General features: G+C 61.8%; 10 protein-coding genes and 1 tRNA gene. All 11 read right to left on the bottom strand.

Translation table 11 applies throughout. From position 1 onward, the window contains the following. Positions 1–140: 140 nt before the first annotated feature. Entirely contained in the window at positions 141–518 is a 378-nt protein-coding gene (rplL, locus tag AC0L2Y_RS33230) for a 50S ribosomal protein L7/L12 (protein ID WP_023680442.1), read from the bottom strand. A 54-nt stretch (positions 519–572) separates the two neighbouring features. Continuing rightward, positions 573–1,091 (bottom strand): 50S ribosomal protein L10, encoded by a 519-nt coding sequence (gene rplJ, locus AC0L2Y_RS33235; RefSeq protein WP_008875657.1) that lies wholly within the window; start codon positions 1,089–1,091, stop codon positions 573–575. A 392-nt stretch (positions 1,092–1,483) separates the two neighbouring features. Beyond that, the gene (rplA, locus tag AC0L2Y_RS33240; protein ID WP_023680441.1) at positions 1,484–2,182 is read right to left on the bottom strand and encodes a 50S ribosomal protein L1; all 699 of its coding nucleotides are present in this window, start codon (positions 2,180–2,182) and stop codon (positions 1,484–1,486) included. A 4-nt stretch (positions 2,183–2,186) separates the two neighbouring features. After that, positions 2,187–2,615 (bottom strand): 50S ribosomal protein L11, encoded by a 429-nt coding sequence (gene rplK, locus AC0L2Y_RS33245; RefSeq protein WP_023680440.1) that lies wholly within the window; start codon positions 2,613–2,615, stop codon positions 2,187–2,189. Between the two features lie 160 nt (positions 2,616–2,775). Beyond that, entirely contained in the window at positions 2,776–3,303 is a 528-nt protein-coding gene (gene nusG, locus AC0L2Y_RS33250; protein WP_006333333.1) for a transcription termination/antitermination protein NusG, read from the bottom strand. A 27-nt stretch (positions 3,304–3,330) separates the two neighbouring features. Continuing rightward, entirely contained in the window at positions 3,331–3,534 is a 204-nt protein-coding gene (secE, locus tag AC0L2Y_RS33255) for a preprotein translocase subunit SecE (protein ID WP_023680439.1), read from the bottom strand. Positions 3,535–3,897: 363 nt separating this feature from the next. Next, positions 3,898–3,973 (bottom strand) — tRNA-Trp (locus AC0L2Y_RS33260). A 77-nt stretch (positions 3,974–4,050) separates the two neighbouring features. Continuing rightward, positions 4,051–4,554, bottom strand: a complete 504-nt coding sequence (locus tag AC0L2Y_RS33265; RefSeq protein WP_473562176.1) for a hypothetical protein — start codon at positions 4,552–4,554, stop codon at positions 4,051–4,053. 142 nt (positions 4,555–4,696) lie between these two features. Further along, positions 4,697–5,179 carry a group II truncated hemoglobin gene (locus tag AC0L2Y_RS33270; protein WP_473562177.1) on the bottom strand — a complete coding sequence of 161 codons (483 nt, stop codon included), beginning with the start codon at positions 5,177–5,179 and terminating at the stop codon, positions 4,697–4,699. Positions 5,180–5,296: 117 nt separating this feature from the next. Then, on the bottom strand, positions 5,297–6,988 hold the full coding sequence (locus AC0L2Y_RS33275) for a COG3904 family protein (protein ID WP_473562178.1): 1,692 nt from the start codon (positions 6,986–6,988) through the stop codon (positions 5,297–5,299). A gap of 159 nt (positions 6,989–7,147) precedes the next feature. Then, the coding region (locus AC0L2Y_RS33280) for an EF-Tu C-terminal domain-related protein (RefSeq protein ID WP_454589835.1) at positions 7,148–7,223 on the bottom strand (76 nt) is incomplete at its 5' end.

Below are 7,223 nucleotides of genomic sequence, written 5' to 3' on the forward strand. Positions count from 1 at the left end.
ATCCGGTAAAAACCCGTTTTCGTCTCGGGGTGGTTGGGCCCCTTTTTATTTTTTTTTTTCTTTTTTTTTTTTTTCCCCCCCCCCCCCCCCCCCGGGGGGGGGCGGCGGCGGCGCCCCCCCGCCCCCCCGGTACTCAACGCTTACTTCAGTTCAACCTTGGCGCCGGCTGCTTCCAGCTGGGCCTTGAACTTGTCCGCGTCGGCCTTGGAAACGGCTTCCTTGACCGGCTTCGGAGCCGCCTCGACCAGGTCCTTGGCTTCCTTGAGGCCAAGACCGGTGATGGCGCGAACTTCCTTGATGACGTTGATCTTCTGAGCGCCTGCCTCGGTGAGGACGACGTCGAATTCCGTCTTTTCCTCGACCGGAGCAGCAGCGGCCGCAGCGCCGCCGGCAGCGGCAACCGCCACCGGAGCAGCGGCGGAAACGCCCCACTTTTCTTCAAGAAGCTTCGACAGCTCGGCCGCCTCGAGGACGGTCAGCTTCGAAAGGTCGTCTACGATCTTTGCCAGATCAGCCATTGCAATGTTCCTTCATAAGGTTCGAACGTGTGTTTGTGATAGCGAGGAACGGCCTCATGCCGCCTCGTCCTTCCGGGCGTAAGCGCCGATGACGCGCGCGACCGAAGCCGCAGGCGCATTGACGATCTGGGCGATCCGGGTTGCCGGCGTGGCGATCATGCCAACCAGCCTGGCGCGCAGCTCATCGAGCGACGGAAGTGTGGCGAGTGCCTTCACACCGTCGGCATTGAGCGAGGTAGTGCCCATTGCGCCGCCGAGAATGACGAGCTTGTCATTTCCCTTGGCGAAATCGGACGCGACCTTCGGCGCCGCAATCGGATCCTCCGAATAGGCGATCAGCGTCTGTCCCTTGAACAGCTCGATGATCGATGCGGAGTCCGTGCCCTGAAGAGCGATTTTGGCGAGACGGTTCTTCGCGACTTTGACGGTGCCACCGGCGGCGCGCATTTTCGACCGAAGGTCGTTCATTTGCGCGACGGTGATACCGGCGTAGTGGGCCACGACGACTGAACCCGCGCTTGAAAACGCATCATTCAGGCCCGTGACGAGTTCGCGTTTTTCCGCTCTGTCCACTGCCTATCTCCAGTTGACCCCTGCCCTCTACGAAGGACAGGCGTCGGGTTGCCTTTTGCCGGCCGGGCCATCCAGTAACGGATCTCCCGAACGACGCTCGAGGATCCTGCCCCCTTTCGCCACACCTGCCGGCAAGCCGGACGGTGCGCAGACAAAAGGCAAACACGGTTCGAACCTTTCATTGGAGCTTGTGGCTCCTTTGTCCGGTCTTCACCCGTCTCATGCAGGCCCACATGAATTAAGGCCCACATCACCTAAGGCTTGGGGGCCGCCTGCAATCTCGGACAGGATGTCCGGAAGCCTTTCGACTTCCGGTACCGGGCCGCCGACAGGTCGGAGGCCCGGAATTCTTTCACGGATCAGCGTTTTAGCGGCCGATCCAATTGTTCGTATCAGGACGCAGCGAGCGTCGAGACGTCGAGCTTGAGGCCCGGGCCCATCGTCGAGGTGACCGACACCTTCTTGACGTAGTTGCCCTTGGCACCAGCCGGCTTTGCCCTGGTCACCGCATCAGCGAAGGCGCGGACGTTTTCTTCCAGCGCCTTGACGTCGAACGAGACCTTGCCGACACCGGCATGAACGATGCCGGCCTTCTCGACGCGGAACTCGACGGCGCCGCCCTTCGATGCCTTGACGGCGGCGGTAACGTCGGTGGTTACGGTGCCGACCTTCGGGTTCGGCATCATGCCGCGCGGACCGAGCACCTTGCCGAGACGGCCGACCAGCGGCATCATGTCCGGCGTGGCGATGCAGCGGTCGAAGTCGATCGTGCCCTTCTGGACGATGTCGACCAGATCTTCGGCTCCGACGATGTCGGCGCCGGCAGCCTTGGCTTCCTCGGCCTTGTCGCCACGCGCGAAGACGGCGACGCGAACGCTGCGGCCGGTGCCGTTCGGCAGGTTGACCACGCCGCGGACCATCTGGTCGGCATGGCGCGGGTCGACGCCGAGGTTCATCGCGACTTCGATCGTCTCGTCGAATTTCACCGAGGAGCGATCCTTGAGCAGCTTCAGCGCCTCACCCAAAGCGTAAGCCTTGTTGGGATCGATGCCTTCGCGGGTCTTCGATACACGCTTTGCAATCTTTGCCATGATCTCAGCCCACCACTTCCAGACCCATCGAGCGGGCGGAGCCCTCGACCATGCGCATGGCCGCCTCGACGTCGTTTGCGTTCAGATCCTTCATCTTCTGCTCGGCGATGGCGCGCACCTTGTCACGGCCGATCGTGCCGGCCTTGACCTTGCCCGGCTCCTTCGAGCCCGACTTCAGGTTCGCGGCCTTCTTCAGGAAGTAGCTCACCGGCGGCGTCTTCATGACGAAGGTGAACGACTTGTCCTGGTAGTAGGTGATGACGACCGGAACCGGCGAGCCTTTTTCCATTTCCTGGGTCTGCGCGTTGAACGCCTTGCAGAACTCCATGATGTTGATGCCACGCTGACCAAGCGCCGGGCCGATCGGGGGCGACGGCGTGGCCGATCCCGCGGAAACCTGGAGCTTGAGCTGGCCTGCAATTTTCTTAGCCATCTCTCTTCCTGCCTTTTCTCATGCCGGTCTTGCCGGCGGTTGCAGTCTGGTGGTGCGGTCCGCGCGGCCGGCTAAAGCCGCATTCGCCTCCCACCCGTTTTTGGCCGCGCGATCTCCGCGCCGCCTTCCCTGCCGCCGAAACCGCTGCAGGGACTTCGGATCAGCCCTTCTCGACCTGTCCGAATTCCAGATCGACCGGCACAGCGCGCCCGAAGATCGAAACTTCCACCTTGAGCCGCGCCCGCTCCTCGTCCACTTCCTGGACGAAACCGTTGAAGGACGCGAATGGTCCATCCGAAACGCGGATCGCTTCGCCGATCTCGAACGTCACCGACGGCTTCGGCCGCTCGACGCCCTCCTGAACCTGGTTCAGGATACGCTGGGCCTCGGCTTCGGTGATCGGCACCGGCTTGGAGTCGCCCAGGAAACCGGTGACCTTCGGCGTGTTCTTGACGAGCGAGAACACGGCGTCGGTCAGATTGGCCTTCAGCAGCACATAGCCCGGAAAGAACTTGCGCTCGGCATCGACCTTGCGGCCGCGGCGGATCTCGACGACCTTTTCGGTCGGCACCACGATCTGCTCGATGTCGGCGGACAGGCCCTTCTGCTTGGCCTTGTTCTCGATGTCCTCGGCGACCTTCTTTTCAAAGTTCGAGTAGGCGTGGACGATGTACCACCGCGCGGTCATTTCAAGACTTCTCCGTAATCGCCGGACTTACTGTCCGAGGCCGAGGATTTTTTCGACCGCAAAGCCCATGGCCACGTCTGCGGTAAAGAAAAAGATCATCGCGATGACCGCGAACACAAGGACCATCACCGTCGAGATCATCGTTTCGCGCCGCGACGGCCAAGTGACCTTGGCGGTCTCCGCGCGAACCTGCTGGAGAAAGGTGAAGGGATTTGTGGTTTTCGAAGCCATATGCCGCTCTGTCTGCAAGACCCGTTGGCCGGGTCTCCTGGATGATCCCGCTGGCCGGGACGTGCCGCTTGAGCGTGCGTTCGCGCCGAATCAGCGCAATCATTTCGCCCATGCAAATCAGACGCGTAAAGCCGGCTTCCCAGCTCCACGCGTCGCGTGTCTGTCTCGTCTACATAAAACCGATTCTTGATCCACGCAAGTGGCAAGTGTCCGCTTTATGGCCAAACGCCGCCTCGGAACCATCCAGTCGTCCCGTCCCGGCTATGCGGCCCTTATGCCGCAACTTATGCTATATGGCAAGTCACAAGCCGATTTTCAAAGGCCGCACTGCAAAAGAATCGTTTTAGGCATCCATTCAAAGAATGGCACGGGCAGCAGGGCTCGAACCTACGACCTGCGGTTTTGGAGACCGCCGCTCTACCAACTGAGCTATGCCCGTATGCGCATGTCGGCGCAGCAGGCGCTTCCTAAAAGCTTCCGCGCGCTCTGTAAAGAGCGACGTGCGCTGCCCGGCCTTCATCTTCGAAAGTCCAGGCGTCCTCCCGGCCATTTCCCGTCGACCCGTCGATTGCTGACGATCAAGCCGACCCAGGGACGCAGGATTTCTGGGTCGGTCAGATTGATATATTTTCCCACCAGCCCTTTAGCACCCTCGCGCCGCGCATCGATGAGCCCCTTGCGCACGCCATCATGCCAATCGAACAGCAGGTAAACTCTCTCTCCCGCTGTCTTCACCTCGCCCCGGCCAGACTTCCATTTATCCTTGCTATCACCCGGAATTGTGGGATCGCCACCGCCGTTCCATCGGCCGGACCAGCTGCCTTCGATGGTGTCATTGCGGTCGCGGCCGCTTTCGGTGCCCCAGGCCTCGGCGTTTTCATCGCTTGCAGCGCCCTCCAGTTTCACGCCGGCGGCGAACGCCGACACCTCCTCGTCGTCGGGAGTGGGGACGTCCATGACGCCAAACGGATTTCGGGATCCGCGGTTGCTGTCAGAATTTGCTTTGCTGTCCGATCCCATCGCGGCCTCCGGTTTTTCAGCGCGGCCCCGCCAGCGACGGCGGCCTCAAACCGTTCCAACCTGGCGGACCGAACCATTCACCGCCACCCGCTTCCCGCCAATGAGGTCCTAGCGGCCGGGCATTCGACCGATTCGCGCCCGGTCAGTTTCCCGAAGGCGGCTTGTAGGGGCCGCCCGGCACGCCCCAGCCCCAGGCCGGCATCGGTTCCGTCTCGGGATCGCAGGTCTCGCCAAGGTTGGAGTTCATCTTGGCCAGCCGCGATCCCCATTCGACATAGGCCATGAAGGCAGAGCGGAACTCGGGATCGTCAGGCAACCCGATCTCGTCGGCGGCGTCGGCGAGAAGATTGATCCAGCGCCGGCGCTGCTCCTCGGTCAGATGCTTGCCGAGATGATGCATCACCATCTCGCGATGGCCGCCATGCTTCTCGCTGTAGGTTTTCGGTCCGCCAAAGACTTCGCCGATGAAGGCTGCGACGTGAGCGGGATGGTCCGGCGACATATGCTTGAACACTGGCCCGACGATGGGGTCCCGGGAGACGCTGTCGTAGAAGGTCTGGGTCAGACGGTTCAGCGCTTCGGACCCGCCGGCCCATTCGAACAACGTCGGGACATCCTGGCTCATTCGCGATCCCTCCCATGCTGGTCTTCGCTGGACGATAGCGGAAATATCGAGCGCCACTCAACCTGCCTCGATGGCCAGTTGGCCCGGCTATCATGCCTGTCTTACGATTTGACCGGCCTATGATTTCACGGGCGTGGTGGCCTGAGCCTTGGCGCCCGAGATCTCGCGGCAGTTCTCCGGCGTTGGCTCCGATCTGCAGATGCCAGGCCCGGTCAATTCGTCCGCGGACCCAGGCCCGGTCGTCAGCCCGACTTTCAGCATCATCTCTGGTTCAAGGTGCCGGTAGCGCGAGTATTGCGCCGATTGCATCGCCGAAAACATGCCGGGTCCAACAGTCATGTCCTCGAGATAGGCCTTGACCCGCTGCTCGAAGCCCATCGAATGCACGCTCAACTGTGCACGCGGGCCGACCAGGCGTTTGACACCGCCGGCGAGCATGATCGGGCAGGCCGAGCCGCACTCGCCGCCGGCATCGACCGTTAGTCCGTTGTAGACGCCGTCTTCGGCCGTGCAGTCGGCCTGCCGCGGCTCGCAGCCAATGAAATCGGTCCGCGCCACGGCGACGTCGAGTTTACGTTCGCGGATCAGCCTTCCGGCCGCCAAAGCACCGAGCACGTCGCCACCCGGCGAACTGACTACGATGGGCAGGCGCCGGGCGCCGACGCTGTCAAGCAGTTGGCGCAGTTTTTCGGCCGTGTCAGCGGTAATCGTGCCTTCCGCCGAGATCCATTCCGGGCAATTGGGATTGCATAGCGGATTGCTGCCGCGGACCAGGACGAAACGCATGTCAGCGACCTCCTTCGCCGGCGGGGTTTCGAGCCCTGAAGGTGCAGGCTCGGCGTTCGCTACCACTTCGCCGGCCGGCTTCGCGATATTCGCCGGCGCCGGCACTTCCCTGCAACTCGCCGGTAACGGATCGGAGTTGCATAGGGTTGGCGCGGTCAGCAGGTCGACGGCATCCAGGCTGGTGACGAGATTCATTTGCAGCATGTCGTAGGGAGCCAGTTGCTGGATGCTGCTGGCCGGCGTGCTTTTCATGGTCTCGAGCACGCCCAGGCCGACGCCCATCTCCTTCAGATAGGCCGCCAGCTTCCGCTCCAGCGGCTTGTTCATTTCGTAGGTCTTGTAGCTGCCCGCGTTCTTCCGGCTGACGACCCTGGTGCTGAGTATTTTCTTCTTGCCTTTCACCATCCGGTAGGTGGTGCGGTACAGCAATCTAGTCCGGATATAGGTCGTGGTGATCTGATGGACGCCGAGAAAGGCCCATTCCCCGACCACGCGCCGGATGCCACCGGAAAACATCAACGGACAGGCGGAATTACAGATGGCGCCGTCGGCATACGCATCGCCGAAATAACGGGCGCCCTTGCCGTCGTTTTCCTTGCAATTCTTCATATCCGGCAGACAGCCGACGAAGCGGGTTTTGCCGACGGCGATATCGAGCTTGTTCTTGCGGATCAGGCGGCCAAGTGTCAGCGCCGCTTCGACATTGCCGCCAGGGGAATCGACGACGATCGGCAGCTTTCGGCCGCCAAGCTGCTTCAGCGTGCGTTTGAAAAGGGCCGGCGTGCCGGCTTCTATCGAGCCTTCCGCCGATATCCATTCCGGACAGGTCGGCTCGCACCCCGGCGCGCTGCTGCGGACGACGACGAACCGCATTGTCGGGCCGAGATCCGGCGAGGATTTTTCCGGCGTGGATTTCTTTGCATCCGCTGCGAAGGCAGCGTGGCCCATGACGAGCAATGACACCAGGCAGATCAGCCCTAGTGACCACCATGCCTGACTATGCAAACGGCGCCATGGAACCATTCGGGCAAGCCCCCTCGATGCAACCTATACTAGTTATGGCAGAGGCGCTTGCAACAGGATTTGAAGCAATGCGGTTAATCCATTGCCAGAATATCAGAATCAAAAGGGCGGCCCGAAGACCGCCCTTTTGCATCCGATCTCAACCGGCAGCGCCGGCGATTACTCTTTGATGGTGACGACGATGCCGGCACCGACGGTGCGGCCGCCTTCACGGATGGCGAAGCGCAGCTTCTCT

It is taken from the genome of Mesorhizobium sp. WSM4830 (assembly GCF_055811495.1).